We start from the raw sequence: 20,199 nt of genomic DNA, 5'->3' as shown, positions 1-20,199 counted from the left end.
TGGGATCAAACTACATTGGCCAGCGCCGCCAGCGTCTCCTGCGCCGAGTGAACCGGCCGCCAGCCCAGCTCGGTCCTCGCCTTGGTGGTGTCCATCACCACCGAGGTCCGGGCGACGTGCAGCCACTCCAGCATGGACGGGACGAACGGCACCCGCGAGATCGCCGCCGACGCCGCCGAGGCGGCCACGGCGGGCACCCGCACCGGCCGGCCGCCCAGCGCCTTGGCCACCTCGGACACGGTGACCACGCCGTCGCCGGCGATGTTGTACGCCCCTGGCGGCGCCGGGGCCGTCGCCGCCAGCGCGATCGCTTCGGCGACGTCGTCGTGGTGGACCAACTGCAGCGGGATTCCCGGATCGGGCACCACCGGCTTGAGCATCGGGGCCACCTTGGAGATGGCGCGCAGCGGGCCGGGCAGCTGATTCCACGGCATCGCATCGGCCAGCGCGGTCGCCTTGGGCCCGGCGACGATGCAGGGCCGCAGGACGAACACCTCGAGCGACGAGTCCTTGGTGATGTCGGCCAGCAGCGCCTCGCACGCCGCCTTCTGCGCGGAGTAGTAGTGCTCGGCGGATCCCCGGGTGGGCACGTCCTCGGTGAGCGGAACCGGGTTGTCGGAGTGGTAGCCATAGGCCGCCACCGACGAGGTGTACACCAGGCGCCGCGGCCGCTCGGCCGCGACCGTCGCCTCGAACACGTTGCGGGTGCCCTGCAGGTTGATGCGCGAACTCTCCTCGCGGGAGCCCATGATGATGAACGCCAGGTGGACCACCACGTCGGCCTGCGCCACCAGCGCATCGACCGCATCCCGGTCGAGGATGTCGCCGCGCTGGTAGACGGTCTTCTGCCAGCCGCACGAGACCGGGTCGAACGGCCGTCGCGCCATTCCGATGATGGTGTCGACGGCGGGCTCGCGCTCGAGCGCAGTCACCGCCGAGATACCGATTTCTCCGGTCGGTCCGGTCACCGCCACGGTCAGCCCCATTCGAAGTGGCCTTCCCTGTCGCGGCGCGTCGAAACCGCGAGTGACCAAAGTCGCAAGTCGATATTCTCGACACGGAGCGTGAGCAGCCACGCCGCCTAATTGCCTGAGCAACGGGCCATACAGCGTGTGGGGCCCGTGTTGGCGACCGATACTCTACGGCGATTGCGAGTCAACCCGGCCCGCAGGAATGGGGACACCACGTGGCAGACGACGCGCATGCCGTCGCGGACGGTGCGAAACCGGGCGGGGAGAAGGCCGACCCGGCGACCGTCTTCGCCGCCCTCGCCGAGATCATCTACCAGGGCTCGGACGCCAAAGAGATGTACGCGGCCATCTGCATCGCCGCGACGCTGACCGTCCGCGGCTGCGACCACGCCAGCCTGATGCTGCGCGAGGGCGACCGCTACGTCACGGTCGGGGCGAGCGATCAGCTGGCACACCACATCGACGAGCTGGAGCGGCGCGCCGGGGACGGCCCCTGCATCGACGCCATCGAGGAAGAGACGCCGCAGATCGATACGGACCTGACGACGCCGTCGCTGTGGCCCAAGCTGGCCAAGGTCCTGGTCGAGGAAACCCCCGTGCGCGGGGCGATGGGCTTTCGGCTGCTGGTCGAGAAGCGCAAGGGGGCCGCCCTGAACCTGTTCAGCGACACGCCCAATCTGTTCGACGCCGAGTCCGCCGGCCGGGCGGCGGTGCTGGCGGCGTTCGCCAGCGTGGCCATCAACGCGGTCGCCAAGGGCGAAGACGCCTCGAGCCTGCGCCGCGGGCTGTTGAGCAACCGCGAGATCGGCAAGGCGGTCGGCATGTTGATGCTGCTGCACGACATGACCGAGGAGCAGGCGTTCGACCTGCTGCGGCGCCACTCGCAGGCGCTGAACATCAAGCTGGCCGACGTGGCGCGCGCCATCATCGACAATCGCGGCCAGCTGCCCTCCGACGCCGAAACGAAGCCCACGCCCAACACCTAGGCGCGCGCTACTCGGGCAGCCGCAGCTCGGGCTTTTCGACCTCTTCGATGTTGACGTCCTTGAAGGTGACCACCCGCACCTGCTTGACGAAGCGGGCCGGCCGGTACATGTCCCACACCCAGGCGTCGGACAGTCGCAGCTCGAAGTACACCTCGCCGTCGGCGTTACGCGGCACCATCTCCACGCTGTTCGCCAGGTAGAAGCGCCGCTCGGTTTCCACGACGTAGCTGAACTGGCCGACGATGTCCTTGTATTCGCGGTAGAGCGAGAGCTCCATCTCGGTTTCGTACTTTTCGAGATCTTCTGCGCTCATCTGCCACTCATCTGCTCAGACGCCTCCGTCGCCGGGAACCTGGTCCCATCTTTCCTCACCGATACCCGTCCCGGTCGGCGGGAGGGTCTGGTTTGCACTCGGCGACCACCCGGGCGCCGGATCCGGTTGCCACCCGCCGGACGTTGATGAACGAATAGCGGTGTTCGGCGCAGGGGCCCAGCCGGGTCAGCGCCGTCGAGTGCGCCGGGGTGCTGTAGCCCTTGTGGTCGGCGAAGCCGTAGCCCGGGTGCTCGGCGTCCATGGCGACCATCAACCGGTCGCGGCTGACCTTCGCCAGCACGCTGGCCGCGGCGATGCAGGCGGCCGCGGCGTCCCCGCCGATCACCGGCAGCGACGGCATCGGCAGCCCGGGCACCCGAAAGCCGTCGCTGAGCACATACCCCGGCCGGACGGCCAGGCCGGCCACCGCCCGGCGCATGCCCTCGATGTTGGCCACATGCACCCCGCGCCGGTCCACCTCGCTCGAAGGGATGAACACCACGTGGTAGGCCAACGCGTAGCGGCGGATCAGGGGGAACAGCTTCTCCCGCACCTTCTCGGTGAGCTTCTTCGAATCGTCCAGGGCGGCAAGGCTTTCCAGGCGTCCCGGCCCTAGCACGCAGGCCGCCACCACCAGCGGGCCCGCGCAGGCCCCGCGGCCCACCTCGTCCACCCCGGCGACCGGCCCCAGGCCGCTGCGATACAGCGCGGATTCCAGGGTGCGCATCCCGGACGACTTGCGGATCACCGTCCGCGGCGGCCACGTCGTGGCCACGGCTACTGACCCTGTTGGGGATTCACCGATCCGACCCCGCCCCAGCGCGACGGCGGCCACACGATGAATCTCGCCTTGCCGATGACGTTGGACACCGGCACCGTTCCCGAGTTCGGGTCGCCGGTGCACAGGATGCCCTTGAGGGCCTCGGCCGGGACGCTGGTGCAATGGGCCCGCGAGTCCGCCGAGTGCGTCCGGTTGTCGCCCATCACCCACAGCCGCCCCTGCGGCACGGCGACCGGCCCGAACTCGCTGCCCAGGCACGGGTACTTCGCCGGGTCGGCCATCAGGGTGTTCGGATCCAGGTACGGCTCCTTGAGCGGCTTCCCGTCGACCGTCAGCCCGGTGTCGGCCCGGCACTGCACGGTCTGTCCCCCGACCGCGATGACGCGTTTCACCAGGTCGTTTTCGTCGGGCGGCACGAAGCCGATGAAGGAGAGCCCGTCCTGCACCCAGCGCAGCGCGGTGTTGTTCGAGCGGATCGACTTGTATCCGGCGTTCCACGACGGCGGGCCCTTGAAGACGATCACGTCGCCGGGACGCGGTTGACCGAACCGGTAGGTCAGCTTGTCGACCATGATCCGGTCGCCGACGCACCCGGTGCAGCCGTGCAGCGTGGGCTCCATCGATTCGGACGGAATCAGGTACGGGCGGGCGATGAACGTCAGCATCACGTAATAGAGCACGATCGCGATCACCGCGAGGATCGCGAGTTCGCGCACCGTGGACTTTTTCTTGGGCTCCGGACCCGCGTCGGGCTGCGGCGACGCCTCGGACGCGTCGGGGTCGCGGGTGGAGACCTTCGGCTCCGGCTGGCCGGCGTCGGACTGGGGCTCAGATGGGTCCGGGTTGTCGGTCACGGGATCAGCGTAGCCAGGATGGTTCGTGGCCTGGTGAACCGCGTCCGGTCAGCGCTTTTCCTTGATCTTGGCCTTCTTGCCGCGAAGTTCACGCAGGTAGTACAGCTTCGCCCGGCGCACGTCGCCACGCGTCACCACCTCGATGTGATCGATGTTCGGCGAGTGCACCGGGAAGGTCCGCTCGACGCCGACGCCGTAGCTCTCCTTGCGCACGGTGAACGTCTCGCGGATGCCGCCGCCCTGGCGGCGGATCACCACGCCCTTGAACACCTGAATACGCTCCTTGGCGCCCTCGATGACCTTGACGTGCACGTTGATGGTGTCGCCCGGGCTGAAGGCCGGGATGTCGTCGCGCAGCGACGTCTGGTCGACGAAGTCCAGCCTGTTCATCGTACGAAGCACTTCCTTGCGGTCGCGGCTTGCGACGCCTGCCCACACGCCGGGCGTGGGGCGGTCACAAGCCGATGGATTTCGGGCTTTTGTGCCTATCTCGCAGCGGCCGGGAAGCGGCCCGGCCCGCTGACGGGTTCGAGACAACTGAGCAATTGTGCCAGATGGCCCGCTTGCATTGAAAATCACATGTAAACGTCGCGGTTCATACGCAGCCGAAGACCCTGGTGAGTGGTTACATATGACTCGGGTCAAAACGCGCCGATCGGCCCGTTTCGCCCCAGGCAACCGAGGAGATCCACCCATGCGCCCCCGCCCGCTCACCGTGCTCGCCGCCGTGGCGGCCGTGACGCTGGTGCTGGCCGGGTGCGACGAGGCGCTGGTGGAGCGCCAAAGCCAACCGAAGGTGTCGGGCAGCCCGGAAACCAGCGCGCCCGAGCGTCAGCCCCTCAAGCAGCCCGAGACGGTTCAGCTGCTGCTGGACGCGGTGCCGATGCACGGGCCGCCGCAGGCGCTGGCCGGGACGGTGTTCGGCGGCCTGCCGGCCCGGATTCAGCAGGCCATCGACGACGCCGCCGCCGTCGGGGCCACGCTGTCGGTGGCCGTGCTGGACCGCAAGACGCACGAGCTGGTCTCCAACGGCAACAGCCAGGTCATCGGCACCGCCTCGGTGGCCAAGCTGTTCATCGCCGACGACCTGCTGCTGGCCGAGTCCCAGGGCAGGACCACCCTGTCCCCGGAGGACCGCCAGGCCCTCGACGTCATGCTGCAGTCGTCCGACGACGGCGCGGCCGAGAAGTTCTGGGGCCAGGGCGGCGGCGACGCGATCATCAGCCAGGTCGCGACGCGCTACGGCCTGTCCTCCACCACCCCGCCCAGCGACGGGCGCTGGTGGAACACGATGAGCTCGCTGACCGACCTGGTCCGCTACTACGACATGCTGCTGGACGGGTCGGGCGGCCTGCCCGCCGAGCGCGGGATGATCATCGTCAACGACCTGGCCCAGTCCACGCCCACCGGGCTCGACGGCTACCCGCAGCGCTTCGGCATCCCGGAGGGCCTGTTCGCCGAGCAGGTCGCGGTCAAGCAGGGCTGGATGTGCTGCATCGGCAGCGACTGGGTGCACCTGTCGACCGGCGTGATCGGCGCGGACCACCGCTACGTCATGGTGGTCCAGTCGCTGCAGTCCTCCGACGACGCCACCGCGCGGCAGACCATCACCCAGGCCGTCAAGACGATCTTCCCCAGCGGGAAGATCCGGTAAATCGCGGCGTCAGCCCAACAGGTCCGGGCGGCGTTCGCGCGTGCGCTGCAGCGAAACCTCGCGGCGCCAGGCGGCGATGCGCGCGTGATCTCCGGACAGCAGCACCTCGGGGACGTCGAGGCCCCGCCAGCTCGGCGGCCGGGTGTAGCTCGGGCCCTCCAGCAGCCGGTCCAGCGCCGGCGAGTGCGAATCCTCGTGCAGCGACGCGGGATTGCCCAGCACGCCGCTCAGCAGCCGTAGCACGGCTTCGATCATCACCACCGCCGCGGACTCGCCGCCGGGCAGCACGTAGTCACCGATCGACACCTCCTCGACGCGCATCCGTCGGGCCGCGTCGTCGATGACCCGCTGGTCGATGCCCTCGTATCGCCCGCAGGCGAACACCAGGTGCCGCTCGGCGCTCCAGCGCTGCGCGGTCGCCTGGGTGAACAGCGCCCCGGCGGGGGTGGGAACCACCAGAAGCGTGTCGGCGGAACACGTTTCGTCCAGCGCCTCCCCCCACACCGGCGCCTTCATCACCATCCCGGGGCCGCCGCCGTAGGGCGCGTCGTCCACCGAGTGGTGGACGTCGTAGGTCCACCGCCGCAGGTCGTGCACGTGCAGATCCACCAGCCCGGACGCAATCGCCTTGCCGGGCAACGATTGTCGCAGCGGCTCGAGGTAGGCCGGGAAGATGGTGACGACGTCGATCCTCATGCCAGATCCAGCAGGCCATCGGGCGGGTCGATCTCGACGCTGCCGTCCTCCAGCGACACCGACGTGACGATCGCGCCGACGAACGGAACCAATACCTCCCCGCCGTCGCCGCGCCGCACCGCCAGCAGCTCACCGGCGGCGGTGTGCAGCACCTCGGCGACGACGCCGACGTCCCGCCCGGTCGTGGTCCGCACGATCAGGCCCTCGAGCTGGTGGTCGTAGTAGGTGTCGGGCTCGTCGATCGGCGGCAGCTCCGCGGAGTCCACCACGAACAAGTGGCCCCGTAGCGCGTCGGCGGCGTCGCGGTCGTCCACGCCGGTCAACCGCACCAGCAGCCGCGCGCCGTGCTCGCGCACGTGGCTAACGACGACGCTGCGTTCGTCACCCGTCCGAGAGTTCTTGGCACGCAACGTGTTACCGGGCGCGAAGCGGGCGGCGGGATCGTCGGTGCGGACCTCCACGACCAGCTCACCGCCGATGCCGTGCGCCTTGACGACGCGCCCGACCGTTAACTCCACGGGAGCTCCGCTACTGGTCGGTGTCCACCACGTCGACGCGGATACCGCGGCCACCGATGCCGGCGACCAGTGTGCGCAACGCGGTCGCGGTGCGTCCGCCGCGACCGATCACCTTGCCGAGGTCGTCGGGGTGGACGTGCACCTCGACGGTGCGCCCACGCCGACTGGTCACCATGTCCACCCGGACATCGTCGGGGTTGTCGACGATCCCGCGGACCAGGTGCTCGACTGCGTCAACGACGACCGTGCTCACCGCGGGTCAGCTTTCCGTGGCGGGTTCGGCGGCCTCGGCGGGCGCGTCGGCGGCCGGCTCGGCAGCGGCGTCGGCCGCGGGCTCCGCGGCGGCCTCGGGCGCAGGCTCGGCCGCGGCCTCGGGTGCCTCTTCGGCGGCCTTGGCGGCCTTCTTGGCCGGCGCCTTCTTCTTCGGCTTGGCGGCCTCGGTGGTGGGGGCGCCGTCGGCCTCGGCCAGCGCGGCGTTGAACAGCTCCAGCTTGGTGGGCTTGGCCGGCGGGGTCTTCAGGCTGCCCTCGGCGCCGGGCAGCCCCTTGAACTTCTGCCAGTCACCGGTGATCTTCAGCAGCTTGAGGACGGGCTCGGTCGGCTGGGCGCCCACCGAAAGCCAGTACTGGGCCCGCTCGGAGTCGATCTCGATGAGGCTCGGGTCTTCCTTCGGGTGATACCGGCCGATGACCTCGATCGAGCGGCCGTCGCGGCGGGTGCGCGCGTCGGCGACCGCGATGCGGTACTGGGGATTGCGGATTTTGCCAAGCCGGGTCAGCTTGATCTTCACAGCCATGGTTAAGCGACTTCTCCTGTGGTGTCACGCTGCAATTCAGCGACTCGGGCGGGATGCCCGGATCCGGTTTTGCCTCGCGTGTGTTGCCTCGCCGCGCGTGGCCTGAAAAGGCACGGTCGTGCGGCGGACAGCCGCCCATTGTGCCAGAACGGGGCGGTCAGGCGGAAATTCGCTTACATCACCTTCTGGAAGGTCTTCGTTTCCACCCGCCGGGTCATCCGCCAGCCGTCGGCGGTGCGGACGAACTCGTCGTCGTACCACAGCCCGCAGAACAGGATCTGGTCTTGTTTTGCTTGGGGGTCGCCGCCCAGCACCATCGGGTTGAAGCAGATCACCCGCGAGGCGGCCTTGTCCCCGTCGATGCGCACCGAGAAGTTGCCGAGCATGTGCGCGTAGACGGGGAAGTTCGGCAGCACCTCCGACAGCCATTTCTTGACCTCCGGATAGTGGCCCTCGATGCCCCCGAGCGCGGTGTAGTCGATGTACGCGTCTTCGGTGAAGACCTTGTCCAGGTCGTCGAAGCGGCGGTTGTCGATGGCGGTGGAGTAGTCCACCAGCAGCTGTTGGATTTCCAAACGATCCGAGATCTCTTCCAGGCTCAGCATGTCGTTGATTCAACACCGCCGCTCCTCGGAGGTTGGGATCGGTAGCCGTGCGGGCGGTGTGCACTTGCCGCAGGATCGCCAGCAACGAAGGAGCCCGACATGAACCCAGCGCGACAAGTTTCCCGTTTTGGCAGGACAGCAACCGCGAACGAGGAGAATAATCCCAGGTTTATGAAAGCGGCATTCGTGGGTTTAGCAACGACGCTGTTGATGTTCGGGGGTGCGGGGCTGGCCGCGCCGTCGGCCGAGGCCGCCCCCTGCCCGGCCGGGAAGTCCTGCCAGCACTGGTGCCCCGGCGACGTCCTTCCGGCGGGCCGGCCGGTCCCGTGGGACGGCAACGTCTGCCACGACTACTTCTGGGACTACTACGGCGTGCACGACATCGGCGACGGGAAGTTCTATTCCTGGCGCGACATGCCCTGGCACTGACACCGGCGGTGGCGACCCGCCGCGCCCGGCCCCCCCGGGCTTCGCGGGGCACCCCAACGCCGCGCTAGCGATCGCCACCAGCCCCCGGAAGTTAAACTGTGCGGCCATGCGGAAGCTCATGGCCGTCGCCGCCCTACTGGTGGCCATCGCTTGCGGTGCGACCGTCGGGACGACGCCCGCGTGGGCCGACCAGGCGCAGCCGATCGGCTCGGTGCCCATCCCCGAGGGCCCGGCCCAGACCTGGATCGTCGCCGACCTCGACAGCGGTCAGGTGCTGGCCGGCCGCGACCAGAACGTCCCGCACCCGCCCGCGAGCACCATCAAGGTGCTGCTGGCGCTGGTGGCGCTGGACCAGGTGAGCCTGGGCTCCACCGTCGTCGCCGACGTCGCCGACACCCAGGTCGAGTGCAACTGCGTCGGCATCAAGCCGGGCCGCACCTACACCGCGCGCCAATTGCTGGACGGGTTGCTCCTGGTCTCGGGCAACGACGCCGCCAACACGCTCGCGCACCTGCTGGGCGGGCAAGACGCGGCGGTCGCAAAGATGAACGCCAAGGCCGCGTCGCTGGGCGCGGCGAGCACGCACGCGGCGACCCCGTCGGGCCTGGACGGCCCGGGCGGCTCCGGGGCCTCGACGGCGCACGACCTGGCCGTCATCTTCCGGGCCGCCATGGCCAACCCGGTGTTCGCGCAGATCACCGCCGAGCCGTCGGCGATGTTCCCCGGCGATCACGGCGACGAGCCGATCACCAACCAGGACGAGCTGCTGGCGCGCTACCCCGGCGCCATCGGCGGCAAGACCGGCTTCACCGACGCGGCCCGCAAGACCTTCGTCGGCGCCGCGGCGCGCGGTGGCCGCCGGTTGGTGATCGCGATGATGTACGGGCTGGTGAAGGCCGGCGGTCCCACGTATTGGGATCAGGCCGGCAGCCTGTTCGACTGGGGCTTCGCGCTCAACCCCGAGACCGGCATCGGCTCGCTGTAATCGCCTGCTAGGGGCCGGCATTCGGCAGCGCGGCGGTCAGCAGCGCCGTGAGCACCCGAATGCGTTGCTCCGCGATGGCCGGCTGCGGCAGCACGCCCTCCACCACGGCGGCCCCGTCGAACACGTTGGTCATCAGCGCCACGACGACCGGGAACGTCTCCGCCGGGAAGCCCTCGGCACCGGGCAGGGCCCGGGCGGCCTCGACGATCTTGGCGGAGTACTGCCCCAGCTCGTGTTGCAAAGTCTCCCTGAGCTTTTCGTCGGTGCGCGCGGCGATCAACAGCTCGTAGACCACCGCGTTGGTCGGGCCGCTGGTGATGTCGCGCAGGATCGCCAGCGCGGCTTCCAGCGCCGGCTGGTCGGCGGGGATTTCGGCGACGCCCTTGGTGAAGGACTCCAGCTGGCGGCGCAACACCTCGGACGCGGTGGCCGCCATGAAGTCGCCCATGGTCTCGAAGTGGCGGAACAGGGCGCCGACGGACACCCCGGCGCGCTTGGTGATCACGGCGGCCGAGGCCCGGGCGTAGCCGACCTCGACGATGGTGTCGATGCAGGCGTCGATGAGCCGCCCGACGGTCTCCTCGCGGCGCTGCTGCTGGGTCCGGGCCATGTCAGGCGCTCACATTGACCGCGGCGCGCTGACCGGCCCGCAGGTAGCGACCGGACTTCACGGATTGGCCGTAGCCGTCGCGGAATTGGCCCTTCGCGTAGACGACGGCGCCGCCCACGCCGGTCGCGACGACGGCGTCGTCGTTGCGGTTGACCATGCGCCGCAGCCCGCCGTAGAACGGCACGGCTTCCTCGTGGTAGCCGTCCACGGCCTCGTTGAGCCCGGCCGGGTCGATCACGACGAAGTCGGCGCGGTCGCCCTCGCGCAGGGTGCCGGCGTCGATGCCGAACCACTCGGCCAGCTCGCCGGTCAGGCGATGCACCGCGCGCTCGGTCGACATGAACGGCGCGCCGGCCCGCTGGGCGTCGCGGGTGCGCTTGAGCATCTTCAGGCCGAAGTTGTAGAAGGCCATGTTGCGCAGGTGCGCGCCGGCGTCGGAGAAACCCATGTGGATGCTCGGCTCGTTGGCGAGCTTGTCCAGTTGCTTGGGCCGGTGGTTGGCGACGACGGTCGTCCACCGGACGTTGCGTTCGCCGTTTTCGACGAGCACGTCGAGGAACGCGTCCAGCGGGTGCAGCCCGCGCTCGTCGGCGATCGCGCCGAAGCTCTTGCCGATCAACGAGGCGTCGGGGCATTCGACGATGACGGCGTCGTGAAAGTCGCGGTGCCACAACGACGGTCCGAGCTTGATGCGGTCGAACTCACGGCGGAACTTGCGGCGGTATTCCTTGTCGGCCAGCAGCTCGTTGCGCTGCAGCTGGTCGCGCAGGTGCAAGGCGGCCGTTCCGGCGCCGAATTCCTCGAAGACGGGCAGGTCGATGCCGTCGGAGTACAGCTCGAACGGAACGGGCAGGTGCTGGAACCGCACGGCCGAGCCCAGGAACTTGTTCAGCATGCGGGTGCCGAACCCGAAAGTGTGCACCGCCAGCGGCATCGACTTGGCGTCCGCGGACACCAGCATGCTCATGCGAACGCCCTTGCCGCGCCCGAAGATTCGGCTGCTGGTCAGGAAGAACATCAGCGCCGACGACGGGTTCTCGACGTCCGGGGCGCTCTGCAGCATCCGCCCGCGCCGGCGCAGCACCTTGATCAGCTTGCGCCGTTCCCGCCAGGTGGCGAACGTCGACGGCAGCGCCCGCGACCGGAAGCGGTCGCCGTCGAGCTTGTCGATGGCCGCGTCCATGCCGGACATGCCGAGCATCCCGGCGTCCAGCGCCTCCTCGAGCAGCGCCGCCATCCGGTCCATCTCGGCATCGGTGGGCCGCACGGTGGCGTCGGTGGCGCGGTCGAGCCCCAGCACCGCGGTCCGCAGGTCCGAATGACCAAGCAGGGAGCCCACATTCGGCCCCAGCGGCAGGGCGTCGATCGCCTTGACGTACTCGGCGGCCGTCGACCATGTCTTGTTGGCGTTCAGGGCGCCGTGCACGAATTCGCGGGGCACGGCCTCGACGCGGCTGAACAGGTCGGCCGCGTCCTCGGAATCGGCGAAGACCGTCGACAGCGAGCAGTTGCCCAGCAGCACGGTCGTCACGCCGTGGCGCACCGACTCCCGCAGCCCGGGGTCCAGCAGCACCTCGGCGTCGTAGTGGGTGTGCACGTCGATGAAGCCGGGCACGACCCACTTGCCGGCCGCGTCGATCACCTCGGGGCAACCGGTCTCGTCCAGCGGCGCGTCGGAAGGCCCGGCCACCGTGGCCACCACGCCGTCGCGGATCCCGAGCGTGCGGGTCTGCGGCGCGCTGCCCGTGCCGTCGAACCACAGCCCGTCGCGAATGATCACGTCGTAGGTCACGGTTTCCTCCATGGTCGTCGGGTGCAGGAACCGTAACATAGATAGCAAGTGCTCGCAATCTTTTCGAGAAAGCCGGCGTGTCCCAGCCAAAGTGCTGGTCAAGCGGTCTTCAGCGGGCGGGCGCGGGCGGCCCGGCGCTCGGCGATGCGGGATCGGCCGGGGCCGGGGCGGCCGGCGCGGTCGTGGTCGGCCGGCCGGCCGGGGCGACGGCCGGGTCGGTCTTGCGGCCGATCAGGAAGCCGACCGCGAGCACGGCCGCGACGAGCAGCACCGCCACCGCGCCCAGCGCGCGCCTGCGCGTCCAGCGCCTGCGGGGTGCGGGCTTCGCCGGCTCCGGCTCGCCCGCCGCGGGCAGCCCGGAAGCGCCTGCCGGGCTCTCGCGGCGAGGGGCCGGCGATGCGGCCGGCGGGCGCTCGCGCGCGGCCCGGCGCGCATAGGCCGGGAATTCGGCCACCAGGACGGCTCGGGGCTTGCGGGCGGCGCCGGGAAGGCCCGCCTGTTCGTCCGCCGCCGCGGCGAAGGCCCGGCAGCTGCCGAACCGCTCGTCGGCGCCGTTGGCGAGCGCCCGGGCGAACACGCCGTCGAGCCGCCGCAGTTCCGGCCGTTGGTCGCTGAGCCGGGGCGGTGCGCCGTCGGTCGGCGGCGGCGCGCCGGTCAGCAGGTGAAACGCGGTCGCGGCCAGCCCGTATTGGTCGGCGCGCGCGTCGACGCCGGCGCCCAGCAGCTGCTCGGGCGCGACGTAGCCGACCGTGCCGGGAGGGCGGACCACACCGAAGTCCGTCAGCAGCGTCCGTTGTTCGCCCTCGCCCCGCCCCGGCAGCAGGACGTTGGCGGGCTTGACGTCGCGATGCAGCAGCCCGCGCTCGTGCGCGTAGTCGAGGGCGCCGGCCAGCGCGGTCACGATGGTCAGCACCTCGCCCGCCGGCGCGACCGCCGGGAATCGCTCGGCGATCAGCCGCGCGGCGGTGATCCCCTCGACGTACTCCATCGCGACGTACAGCTGGCCGTCGAACTCGCCGCGGTCGCGCGCCTCGACGATGTTCGGGTGATGCAGGCGCGTCGCGACGGGGACCTCGTCCAAAAACCGCCGGCGGAATTCGGCGTCGTCCGATAGCGCCGGCGCCAGGACCTTCAGCGCCCGCCAGCGCGACGCCCGCGGATCCTGGGCAAGGTACACCGTGCCAGTCGGTCCAGAACCCAGCCTCCGCGCGACCAGGTAACCGGCGAAGGTCGCGCCGCTGGCCAACGCCATTCGAGGGATCCTATCCGCGATCGCGACGCCTCGCGCGTCTAGCCGTGGGGCCGAAAGGCCTTGCCCCGCAATATCACCAGGTCGGGCCGGTTCAGCACACCCGGACCCTGTCGGGGGTCCTCGGCGTAACACAACAGGTCGGCCGACGCCCCGTATTCCAGGCCGGGCCGGCCCAGCCAGCGGCGGGCGTCCCAGCACGCCGCGCCCAACGCCTCGGTCGGGCTCATCCCGATGCCCTTGAGGGCCTCGACCTCGACGGCGATGCGCCCGTGCGCGATCATGCTGCCCGCGTCGCTGCCCGCGTACACCGGCACGCCCGCCTCGCGCGCCGCGGCCGTCCGCTCGAGGCAACGGGCGTGCAGGTCGCGCATGTGGGCGGCGTAGGCGGGGTAGCGCCCCGCGGACTCCGCGATGCCCGGGAAGTTCTCCAGGGTGTTGATCAGCGTGGGAACCAGCGCGGTCCCCCGCTCGACCATCAAGGCGATGGTGTCGTCGGTGAGCCCGGTGCCGTGCTCGATGCAGTCGATGCCGGCGTTGATCAGGCCGGGCAGGGCGTCCTCGCTGAAGACGTGCGCGGTGACGCGCGCGCCGTGCTCGTGTGCGGTCGCGATCGCGGCCTCGAGTACGTCGTCGGACCACAGCGGGGCCAGGTCGCCGACGCCGCGGTCGATCCAGTCGCCGACCAGCTTGACCCAGCCGTCGCCGCGCTTGGCCTCCCGGGCCACCGCCTCCGGCAGCTGGGATTCGTCTTCGAGCTCGACGGCGAAGCCCCGCGAGTAGCGCTTGGGCCTGGCCAGGTGCTTGCCCGCGCGGATGATGCGGGGCAGGTCGTCGCGCTCGTCGAGGCTGCGGGTGTCGGTCGGGGCGCCGCAGTCGCGCAGCAGCAGCGCGCCGGCGGCGCGTTCGGCCTCGGCTTGGCCGATCGCCTCCTCGAGCGGGATCTCGCCGTCGTCGCCGAGCCCGACGTGGCAATGGGCGTCGACCAGCCCGGGCAGAATCCAGCCGCCGTCGAAGACGGTGTCGGCGCCGGCGACCGGTTCGGTGCTGATGCGGCCGTCGACGATCCACAGCTGCAGCTCGGCCTCGTCGGGCAGCCCCCGACCCCGCACGTGCATCCGCACGGCGCGGCTACGTCCGATGGCGACGACCCGCTTCGCCCGGCTCCGCCGCGCTCGCGATCGTCACGAGTTCTTGCCCGGGTTGCCGGGGAACTTCAGCTTGGACAGGTCGAAGTCGGCCAGCCCCGGCGGCAGCTCGTTGAGGCCTTCGGGCATCTGCGACAGATCGGGGAAGCCGGCCGGCATGCCGGGCATGCCCCCCATGAGCGGGTTCCTGACCTTCGGCGGCGTCGGGCCGCGGCCGCCCTTCTTGCCTTTCTTGCCCTTTGCGCCCTTGCCCTTTCGGGTCGCCGACTTGCGGCCCAGGCCGGGGATGCCCATGCCGCCGAGCATCGACGACATCATCTTGCGGGCCTCGAAGAAGCGGTCGACCAGCTGGTTGACCTCCGACACGGTCACGCCCGAGCCGTTGGCGATGCGGAGCCGGCGCGACGCGTTGATGATCTTCGGGTCGGCGCGCTCCTGGGGCGTCATCCCGCGGATGATGGCCTGCAGCCGGTCGAGCTGGCGGTCGTCGACCTCGGCCAGGGCGTCCTTCATCTGGCCGGCCCCGGGCAGCATGCCCAGCAGGTTGCCGATCGGGCCCATCTTGCGGATGGCGAGCATCTGCTCGAGGAAGTCCTCCAGCGTCAGCTCGCCGCTGCCGATCTTGGCGGCGGCCTCCTCGGCGCGCTGCGCGTCGAAGACCTGCTCGGCCTGCTCGATCAGGGTCAGCACGTCGCCCATGCCCAGGATGCGGCTGGCCATCCGGTCGGGGTGGAAGACGTCGAAGTCCTCCAGCTTCTCGCCGCTGGACGCGAAAAGGATTGGCACGCCGGTCACCTCGCGGACCGACAGCGCCGCGCCGCCGCGGGCGTCCCCGTCGAGCTTGGTCAGCACCACGCCGGTGAACCCGACGCCCTCGCGGAACGCCTCGGCGGTGGTGACGGCGTCCTGGCCGATCATCGCGTCGAGGACGAACAGCACCTCGTCGGGGTCGACGGCGTCGCGGATGGCCGCGGCCTGGGCCATCAGCTCGTCGTCGATGCCCAGCCGCCCGGCCGTGTCGACGATGACGACGTCGAAGTGCTTGGCCCGCGCTTCCGCCAGCCCGGCCGCGGCGACGGCGACGGGATCGCCCGGACCGGACTCGGGCGAGGCGCCGGGATGCGGCGCGAACACCGGCACACCGGCCCGCTCGCCGACGACCTGCAGCTGGTTGACCGCGGCGGGCCGCTGCAGGTCGCAGGCCACCAGCAGCGGCGTGTGCCCCTGGCCGCGCAGCCACGCGGCCAACTTGCCGGCCAGCGACGTCTTACCGGAACCCTGCAGGCCGGCGAGCATCACGACCGTCGGCGGCGCCTTCGCGAACGCCAGCTGGCGGGTCTCGCCGCCCAGGATGCCGATGAGTTCCTCGTTGACGATCTTGACGACCTGCTGCGCCGGGTTGAGGGCACCCGAGACCTCCGCACCCCTGGCGCGTTCCTTGATCCGGCCGACGAACGCCCGCACCACGGGCAGGGATACGTCGGCTTCCAGCAGGGCCAGCCGGATCTCGCGGGTGGTCGCCTCGATGTCGGCGTCGGTCAGTCGACCCTTGCCGCGCAGCCCCGCAAGGGCACCGGTCAATCGGTCGGACAGGGATTCAAACACCCCGCCAGCCTAGTGGTTGCGGAGTGAATGCCGAGCGTGCGGCTGGACGCACATTGGGCGCCGAGCGTGCGGCTGGCCGCACACTCGCCGCATCGAGGGGATTGACGGGGCGACGGGAGCAAACAAAAGTCGGCTCATGCTCGAGGTGATCGACAAGGGGTCCTGCACCGACGCGCACCCGGTGCCGCTGCTGTTCGTGCACGGCGGCTGGCACGGCGCGTGGTGCTGGGACGAGCACTTCCTGGACTTCTTCGCCGGCGCGGGCTATCGCGCCGTCGCGATGAGCCTGCGCGGGCATGGCGCCAGCCCCACCGACAAGCCGCTGCAGCGGGTTTCCATCGCCGACTACCTCGACGACGTCCGGTCGGTGGCCGACGACCTCGGCGGCTCGCCGGTCCTCATCGGGCACTCCCTGGGCGGCTACACGATCCAGCGCTACCTCGAGGACCGGTCCGCCCCGGCCGCCGTGCTGGTCGGCTCGCTGCCGCCGTCGGGCGTGCTCGGGGCGGCGCTGCGGGTGTGGCGGCGCCGGCCGTGGATGACGGTGCACTCGTTCAACGACCCCACTCTGGTCAAGTTCCTCCGGACGTCGGCGCTTGCCCGCGAATACCTCTTCTGCGCCGACACGCCCGAGGACGTCGTCCAATCCTGCTGGCACCGCGCCGGACCCGAGAGCATCCGCGCGGCGATGACCGAGCCGATGTCCCGCCGGGTCAGAACCGAGCGCGTGACGACCCCGATGCTGGTCCTCGGCGCCCTGCACGACGGCTTCGTCAGCGTCCGCTCGGTGCGCGCCACGGCGCGCGCCTACCGGACCGAGCCGGAGTTCTTCGACATGGGCCACAACATGATGCTCGAACCGGGTTGGGCCGACGTCGCCGCACGAATCGACACCTGGCTTCAATCCCGCGACCTGGCGCGCCACGCCGTGTAACTCTCGCGTCGCTGCTGCGCCGAAAAGCGTTGGCATGCTACATTTCACACCCGCCGCCGATCCGGGCCGGCCGCGTCGAGCATGCAACTTGAGGGGGAGCCGTTTCGATGCAGTCGGACGGCGACACCGGCTTGGCGTTGCGGGGCTGGCAGCGCCGGGCGCTGGTGCGCTACCTCACCGCCCAGCCGCGCGACTTCCTGGCCGTCGCCACCCCCGGCTCCGGGAAGACGACGTTCGCGCTGCGGGTCGCCGCCGAACTGCTGCACCAGCGCGCCGTCGAGCAGCTCACCGTCGTCGTGCCCACCGAGCACCTGAAGGTCCAGTGGGCGCTGGCCGCCGGGCGGCACGGCCTGGCCCTGGACCCGAAGTTCTCCAACACGAACCCCCAGACCTCGCCGGAGTTTCACGGCGTGATGGTGACCTACGCACAGGTCGCCGCGCACCCGACGCTGCACCGGGTGCGCACCGAGCAGCGCAAGACGCTGGTCATCTTCGACGAGATCCATCACGGCGGCGACGCGAAGACCTGGGGCGAGGCCATCCGCGAGGCGTTCGGCGACGCCACCCGCCGGCTCGCGTTGACGGGCACGCCGTTTCGCAGCGACGACAGCCCCATCCCGTTCGTCGAGTACACGTCGGGCAGCGACGGGGTACTGCGATCGCGGGCCGACCACACCTACGGCTACGCCGAGGCGCTGGCCGACGGTGTGGTCCGGCCCGTGGTGTTCCTTGCCTACTCGGGCGAGGCGCGCTGGCGGGACAGCGCCGGCGAGGAGCACGCCGCGCGGCTGGGCGAGCCGCTGACCGCCGAGCACACCGCGCGGGCGTGGCGCACCGCGCTCGACCCCGCCGGCGAATGGATGCCCGCGGTGATCGCGGCCGCCGACGAGCGGCTGCGCCAGAAGCGCGCCCACGTGCCCGACGCCGGCGGCATGATCATCGCCTCCGACCGCACCGCGGCGCGCGCGTACGCCGCGCTGCTGACGAGGCTGACCGGGGAGAAGCCCACGGTCGTGCTGTCCGACGATCCCGGATCGTCGGCGCGGATCAGCGAATTCGCCGAGAGCACCAGCCGGTGGCTGGTCGCGGTGCGCATGGTCTCCGAGGGCGTCGACGTGCCGCGGTTGTCGGTCGGGATCTATGCCACCAGCGCCTCGACGCCGCTGTTCTTCGCCCAGGCCATCGGCCGGTTCGTGCGTTCCCGCCGGGCGGGCGAAACGGCAAGCATCTTCCTGCCGTCGGTGCCCAACCTGCTGCAGCTGGCCAGCGAGCTGGAGGCCCAGCGCAACCACGTGCTCGGCCAACCGCACCGCGACGCCGGCGACGACCCCCTCGACGGCGACCCCGCGACCAGGAGGCAGACCGAAAAGACCGAGACCGACAACGGTTTCACCTCGCTGGGCGCCGACGCCGAGCTGGACCAGGTCATCTTCGACGGATCCTCGTTCGGCACCGCCGCGCCGGCCGGCAGCGACGAGGAGGCCGACTACCTCGGCATCCCGGGGCTGCTCGACGCCGAACAGATGCGCGCGCTGCTGCACCAGCGCCAGGACGAGCAACTCAAAAGGCGGGCCGCCTCCGGCGACGAAGCCCCGGCGGCGCGGCCCTCCATGCACGGGCAGCTGCGCGACCTGCGCCGCGAGCTCAACACGCTCGTCTCGGCGACCCACCACCGCACCGGCAAGCCACACGGGTGGATTCACAACGAGCTTCGCCGCCGCTGCGGTGGGCCACCGATCGCCGCGGCGACCCGCGAGCAGATCCAGGCCCGCATCGAAGCCTTGCGGCAGCTGAATTCTGAGCACTCTTGAGTGATGTTGTGCGACAAGCACGTTGGCTAGACTGCCGCCATTCAGTGACGCGAGCAGTGGTGTTCCTCGCAGCGTCGTAGCTGTCGTGATAACGCAGCCACGCCATCGGGTAGGGCACCGCATCGTCGGCGCCCTCGCGCAGAAACACGCTCAGGCCGGGCAATTCGCCGCGTTCGATCCAGATGGCTCCCGCCGCCTTCTGTTCGGCGGTCGACCGGTAGTTGTAGGTGAGCTCCTTCTCCTGTTCGAGTAACTGGGTGCGCGCAACGAGCCACTCCGAGCGCGGCACGATCCTGGGAGTGTTCATGGTGTTCTCCTGATCGACTGCGTACCCGAGTCCTTTCCCGAGCATCGGTCTAATCGACGAAGAACAAGCGCCGGCCTCGATAGGTTGTGACGGTTGATTTCCTGGGCACAACGCGCCTGCAGGACACTAGCCGAAGGCCTCGTCGGGGCCGCCCACCGCGACCATCAGGTGCTTCTCCGCAGCAGCCTGCGCGTCTTGCGGCGCCTCCACACACGACACATCTGCCCCCGTCGACCCGAACGTGTGGACCTTCACCCACGCGATGTCCCGAGAATCAGGTAGTCGACTACTGGTGCTTCCCCCAGACCCCTTGCTTACGCTGCATCTACCTGACGGTGGAGGACTGCCGGGCTAGTGAAAACCAGGGGCTAGCCAGTAGGACGATCGACATGTCGTATGTAATCGCGGCGCCGGAGATAATGACCCCGGCGGCAACGGATCTGTCCAACATCGGCTCAGCGCTGAGCGCCGCGCAAGCGGCGGCGGCCGCCCCGACGACGGGGGTGCTGGCCGCGGCTGAGGATGAGGTGTCGGCGGCGATTGCGGCGGTGTTGTCCTCCCATGGCCAGCAGTTTCAGGCACTCGGTGCGCAGGCGGCGGCGTTTCATGACCAGTTTGTGCAGGCCTTGAACAGCGCGGCGGGCGCGTATGCGGCTGCCGAGGCGGCCAATGTCTCGCCGTTGCAGGCCCTGGAGCAGGACCTGCAGGCCTTCGCGATAGCCCCGGTGAAGTTTCTGACGGGGCGCCCGTTGTTTGGCGATGGCGCCAATGCGCCGGCGGGCAGTGGCCTGCCCGGCGGGGACGGCGGGTGGCTTTTCGGTAACGGCGGCAATGGTGGGTCGGGTGCTGCCGGGCAGGCCGGCGGGGCCGGCGGGGCCGGCGGCGCGGGCGGTGCTGGTGGGTGGCTGTTCGGTAACGGTGGCCTGGGTGGCGGCGGCGGGAACGGCGGGGCCAGTGGGACCTTTGGCGTGGCCGGCGGCAACGGCGGTGCCGGTGGCGTTGGTGGTCACGGCGGGCTCGGCGGCGGCGTCGGCGGGGCCGGCGGTCCCGGCGGTGCCGGCGGGGTCGGCGGCGCGGTCATCGCCGGCTTTGCCGCGCCCGGCGGTGCCGGCGGGGCAGGCGGCGCGGGCGTGGGCGGGGCCGGCGGTCCCGGCG

The 20,199-nt window shown here is 70.5% G+C and carries 22 protein-coding genes; 7 read left to right on the top strand and 15 right to left on the bottom strand.

Features of this window, described 5'->3' with window-relative positions; genetic code table 11:
• Positions 1-5 precede the first annotated feature (5 nt).
• Positions 6-986, bottom strand: a complete 981-nt coding sequence (locus AWB89_RS18655; protein WP_085175696.1) for an NAD-dependent epimerase/dehydratase family protein — start codon at positions 984-986, stop codon at positions 6-8.
• A 200-nt stretch (positions 987-1,186) separates the two neighbouring features.
• On the opposite strand from AWB89_RS18655, the gene AWB89_RS18650 reads away from it, so the two are divergent.
• Positions 1,187-1,957, top strand: coding sequence for a GAF and ANTAR domain-containing protein (locus AWB89_RS18650; protein ID WP_085102567.1), 771 nt, complete (start codon positions 1,187-1,189; stop codon positions 1,955-1,957).
• Positions 1,958-1,964: 7 nt separating this feature from the next.
• On the opposite strand, the gene AWB89_RS18645 is transcribed toward AWB89_RS18650, so the two are convergent.
• Genes AWB89_RS18645 through rplS form a run of 4 tightly spaced genes read right to left on the bottom strand, consistent with a single transcriptional unit; the run spans position 1,965 to position 4,295 of the window.
• Entirely contained in the window at positions 1,965-2,270 is a 306-nt protein-coding gene (locus AWB89_RS18645) for a DUF2469 domain-containing protein (RefSeq protein ID WP_007171389.1), read from the bottom strand.
• 55 nt (positions 2,271-2,325) lie between these two features.
• Positions 2,326-3,045, bottom strand: coding sequence for a ribonuclease HII (locus AWB89_RS18640; RefSeq protein ID WP_085102565.1), 720 nt, complete (start codon positions 3,043-3,045; stop codon positions 2,326-2,328).
• 2 nt (positions 3,046-3,047) lie between these two features.
• On the bottom strand, positions 3,048-3,905 hold the full coding sequence (gene lepB, locus AWB89_RS18635; protein WP_085102563.1) for a signal peptidase I: 858 nt from the start codon (positions 3,903-3,905) through the stop codon (positions 3,048-3,050).
• 48 nt (positions 3,906-3,953) lie between these two features.
• Positions 3,954-4,295 carry a 50S ribosomal protein L19 gene (gene rplS / locus AWB89_RS18630; protein WP_066930268.1) on the bottom strand — a complete coding sequence of 114 codons (342 nt, stop codon included), beginning with the start codon at positions 4,293-4,295 and terminating at the stop codon, positions 3,954-3,956.
• A gap of 304 nt (positions 4,296-4,599) precedes the next feature.
• Here rplS and AWB89_RS18625 point away from each other — a divergent pair, with 304 nt between their 5' ends.
• The gene (locus AWB89_RS18625; protein ID WP_085102561.1) at positions 4,600-5,559 is read left to right on the top strand and encodes a serine hydrolase; all 960 of its coding nucleotides are present in this window, start codon (positions 4,600-4,602) and stop codon (positions 5,557-5,559) included.
• Positions 5,560-5,568: 9 nt separating this feature from the next.
• On the opposite strand, the gene trmD is transcribed toward AWB89_RS18625, so the two are convergent.
• From trmD to AWB89_RS18600, 5 genes are all read right to left on the bottom strand, one after another.
• Positions 5,569-6,255, bottom strand: a complete 687-nt coding sequence (gene trmD, locus AWB89_RS18620; RefSeq protein ID WP_085175694.1) for a tRNA (guanosine(37)-N1)-methyltransferase TrmD — start codon at positions 6,253-6,255, stop codon at positions 5,569-5,571.
• Complete coding sequence (rimM, locus tag AWB89_RS18615) at positions 6,252-6,773, bottom strand: ribosome maturation factor RimM (RefSeq protein WP_085175692.1); 522 nt, start codon at positions 6,771-6,773, stop codon at positions 6,252-6,254. The genes trmD and rimM overlap by 4 nt, the downstream gene beginning before the upstream one ends.
• 10 nt (positions 6,774-6,783) lie before the next feature.
• Entirely contained in the window at positions 6,784-7,026 is a 243-nt protein-coding gene (locus AWB89_RS18610; RefSeq protein WP_003878715.1) for an RNA-binding protein, read from the bottom strand.
• A 6-nt stretch (positions 7,027-7,032) separates the two neighbouring features.
• Positions 7,033-7,569, bottom strand: a complete 537-nt coding sequence (rpsP, locus tag AWB89_RS18605; RefSeq protein WP_085175690.1) for a 30S ribosomal protein S16 — start codon at positions 7,567-7,569, stop codon at positions 7,033-7,035.
• A 173-nt stretch (positions 7,570-7,742) separates the two neighbouring features.
• A complete protein-coding gene (locus AWB89_RS18600; protein WP_085175688.1) occupies positions 7,743-8,174 on the bottom strand; it encodes a nuclear transport factor 2 family protein in 432 nt (143 codons plus the stop codon).
• A 186-nt stretch (positions 8,175-8,360) separates the two neighbouring features.
• Here AWB89_RS18600 and AWB89_RS18595 point away from each other — a divergent pair, with 186 nt between their 5' ends.
• Both AWB89_RS18595 and AWB89_RS18590 read left to right on the top strand, forming a co-directional pair.
• Positions 8,361-8,603 carry a hypothetical protein gene (locus AWB89_RS18595; RefSeq protein ID WP_139830827.1) on the top strand — a complete coding sequence of 81 codons (243 nt, stop codon included), beginning with the start codon at positions 8,361-8,363 and terminating at the stop codon, positions 8,601-8,603.
• Between the two features lie 106 nt (positions 8,604-8,709).
• Positions 8,710-9,588, top strand: a complete 879-nt coding sequence (locus AWB89_RS18590) for a D-alanyl-D-alanine carboxypeptidase family protein (protein ID WP_085175686.1) — start codon at positions 8,710-8,712, stop codon at positions 9,586-9,588.
• A 7-nt stretch (positions 9,589-9,595) separates the two neighbouring features.
• Here AWB89_RS18590 and AWB89_RS18585 read toward each other — a convergent pair whose 3' ends face one another.
• From AWB89_RS18585 to ffh, 5 genes are all read right to left on the bottom strand, one after another.
• A complete protein-coding gene (locus AWB89_RS18585) occupies positions 9,596-10,198 on the bottom strand; it encodes a TetR/AcrR family transcriptional regulator (protein ID WP_085102545.1) in 603 nt (200 codons plus the stop codon).
• 1 nt (position 10,199) lies between these two features.
• Positions 10,200-12,029: an N-acyl-D-amino-acid deacylase family protein gene (locus AWB89_RS18580; protein ID WP_085175684.1), complete on the bottom strand. Its 1,830-nt coding sequence runs from the start codon at positions 12,027-12,029 to the stop codon at positions 10,200-10,202.
• A gap of 70 nt (positions 12,030-12,099) precedes the next feature.
• Positions 12,100-13,242 carry a serine/threonine-protein kinase gene (locus AWB89_RS18575; protein ID WP_085175682.1) on the bottom strand — a complete coding sequence of 381 codons (1,143 nt, stop codon included), beginning with the start codon at positions 13,240-13,242 and terminating at the stop codon, positions 12,100-12,102.
• Positions 13,243-13,280: 38 nt separating this feature from the next.
• Positions 13,281-14,357: a metal-dependent hydrolase family protein gene (locus AWB89_RS18570; RefSeq protein WP_142282572.1), complete on the bottom strand. Its 1,077-nt coding sequence runs from the start codon at positions 14,355-14,357 to the stop codon at positions 13,281-13,283.
• A gap of 66 nt (positions 14,358-14,423) precedes the next feature.
• Positions 14,424-15,992, bottom strand: a complete 1,569-nt coding sequence (gene ffh / locus AWB89_RS18565; protein WP_085102537.1) for a signal recognition particle protein — start codon at positions 15,990-15,992, stop codon at positions 14,424-14,426.
• Between the two features lie 136 nt (positions 15,993-16,128).
• Here ffh and AWB89_RS18560 point away from each other — a divergent pair, with 136 nt between their 5' ends.
• The 3 genes from AWB89_RS18560 to AWB89_RS18550 all read left to right on the top strand — a co-directional run.
• Positions 16,129-16,926, top strand: coding sequence for an alpha/beta hydrolase (locus AWB89_RS18560; protein ID WP_085175678.1), 798 nt, complete (start codon positions 16,129-16,131; stop codon positions 16,924-16,926).
• 107 nt (positions 16,927-17,033) lie between these two features.
• Positions 17,034-18,737, top strand: coding sequence for a DEAD/DEAH box helicase (locus tag AWB89_RS18555; RefSeq protein ID WP_085175676.1), 1,704 nt, complete (start codon positions 17,034-17,036; stop codon positions 18,735-18,737).
• 696 nt (positions 18,738-19,433) lie between these two features.
• Positions 19,434-20,199: PE family protein (locus AWB89_RS18550; protein WP_142282571.1), on the top strand; the 766-nt coding region annotated here is incomplete at its 3' end.

It is taken from the genome of Mycobacterium paraense, from assembly GCF_002101815.1.
Classification (GTDB): Bacteria; Actinomycetota; Actinomycetes; order Mycobacteriales; family Mycobacteriaceae; genus Mycobacterium; species Mycobacterium paraense.
This window is presented reverse-complemented; position numbering and strand designations above follow the sequence as displayed.

Bases quoted from the DNA above. Each gene is read 5' to 3' on its own strand.
- AWB89_RS18645 (WP_007171389.1), bottom strand. From the start codon at position 2,270: ATGAGCGCAGAAGATCTCGAAAAGTACGAAACCGAGATGGAGCTCTCG.
- AWB89_RS18590 (WP_085175686.1), top strand. From the start codon at position 8,710: ATGCGGAAGCTCATGGCCGTCGCCGCCCTACTGGTGGCCATCGCTTGC.
- trmD (WP_085175694.1), bottom strand. From the start codon at position 6,255: ATGAGGATCGACGTCGTCACCATCTTCCCGGCCTACCTCGAGCCGCTG.
- rpsP (WP_085175690.1), bottom strand. From the start codon at position 7,569: ATGGCTGTGAAGATCAAGCTGACCCGGCTTGGCAAAATCCGCAATCCC.
- AWB89_RS18625 (WP_085102561.1), top strand. From the start codon at position 4,600: ATGCGCCCCCGCCCGCTCACCGTGCTCGCCGCCGTGGCGGCCGTGACG.
- AWB89_RS18560 (WP_085175678.1), top strand. From the start codon at position 16,129: ATGCTCGAGGTGATCGACAAGGGGTCCTGCACCGACGCGCACCCGGTG.
- rplS (WP_066930268.1), bottom strand. From the start codon at position 4,295: ATGAACAGGCTGGACTTCGTCGACCAGACGTCGCTGCGCGACGACATC.
- AWB89_RS18580 (WP_085175684.1), bottom strand. From the start codon at position 12,029: ATGTTACGGTTCCTGCACCCGACGACCATGGAGGAAACCGTGACCTAC.
- AWB89_RS18600 (WP_085175688.1), bottom strand. From the start codon at position 8,174: ATGCTGAGCCTGGAAGAGATCTCGGATCGTTTGGAAATCCAACAGCTG.
- AWB89_RS18655 (WP_085175696.1), bottom strand. From the start codon at position 986: ATGGGGCTGACCGTGGCGGTGACCGGACCGACCGGAGAAATCGGTATC.
- AWB89_RS18555 (WP_085175676.1), top strand. From the start codon at position 17,034: ATGCAGTCGGACGGCGACACCGGCTTGGCGTTGCGGGGCTGGCAGCGC.
- AWB89_RS18585 (WP_085102545.1), bottom strand. From the start codon at position 10,198: ATGGCCCGGACCCAGCAGCAGCGCCGCGAGGAGACCGTCGGGCGGCTC.
- AWB89_RS18575 (WP_085175682.1), bottom strand. From the start codon at position 13,242: ATGGCGTTGGCCAGCGGCGCGACCTTCGCCGGTTACCTGGTCGCGCGG.
- AWB89_RS18570 (WP_142282572.1), bottom strand. From the start codon at position 14,357: ATGCACGTGCGGGGTCGGGGGCTGCCCGACGAGGCCGAGCTGCAGCTG.